This window comes from Priestia sp. P5_B4, assembly GCF_056400385.1.
In genome coordinates this window covers 1-806 of record NZ_JBFULJ010001277.1, presented here as the reverse complement: position 1 = coordinate 806, position 806 = coordinate 1, and the positions used below count along the sequence as shown (strand labels likewise).

Genomic DNA, 806 nt, shown 5'->3' with positions numbered 1-806 from the left:
GTTTTCAAGATGTAGAGCACACCCCTGGATGGATGTATCGCGCGGCTTTTAGTGCCGCCAAGTCAGGACTAGCTTCTCTGACCAAATCGMTTGCTCTAGAAGTAGCCGAATACGGGATTACGGTCAATATGGTCTGTCCCGGAGATATTGTAGGGGACATGAAAGAAAGTGACATTATAAAAGCAAGATTACTAGAAGACAAGGAAACGCCTGTCGGTCGATCAGGGACAGGAGAAGACATTGCGCGTATTATTGAGTTTCTTTGTGATGAAAACTCAGATATGATTACAGGCAGCATTATATCTGCTTCGGGAGGAGTAGATGTTGTTCATAAAAGTAAAAAAACAAGCCCCTGATGTTGGCGCAGGGGCTTGTACGTTACAGCAGTGATTCTCCGCCGTCGATAAACATTTCACTTCCGGTAATATGTTTGGACGCGTCAGAAGCTAAAAAGAAGATTAACTCCGCTACTTCTTCGGGCTTAGCTGAGCGCTTAGCAAGCGGCTGATTGCCATTTGGATATTCAATTGGAATCGCCACTTCTTTTAATTTGTCTTCTTGACGGAATGTATTGCTTTCAATATTTGTATCAACTGCTCCTGGACAAATGACGTTTACTCGTATTCCGTATGTAGAAAGTTCAAGGGCTGCCATTTTGCCGAACGCCATTTGGCCAGCCTTTGAGGAACTGTATGCGCTCATGCCGATATTTGAAAATGTACGGTTGCCGTTAATTGAGCTAGTAATAATAATGCTTCCTCCCTGAGCTTTCAAATAAGGAATAGAATGCTTCACAGTTAAAAAAG

General features: G+C 43.2%; 2 protein-coding genes. One reads left to right on the top strand and one right to left on the bottom strand.

The features are described from left to right. On the top strand, positions 1–356 hold a 356-nt coding region (locus AC1DRF_RS30475; RefSeq protein WP_477742630.1), incomplete at its 5' end, for an SDR family oxidoreductase. A gap of 22 nt (positions 357–378) precedes the next feature. On the opposite strand, the gene AC1DRF_RS30470 is transcribed toward AC1DRF_RS30475, so the two are convergent. Beyond that, positions 379–806 (bottom strand): SDR family oxidoreductase (locus tag AC1DRF_RS30470; RefSeq protein WP_477742629.1); only part of this gene is annotated, 428 nt, incomplete at its 5' end.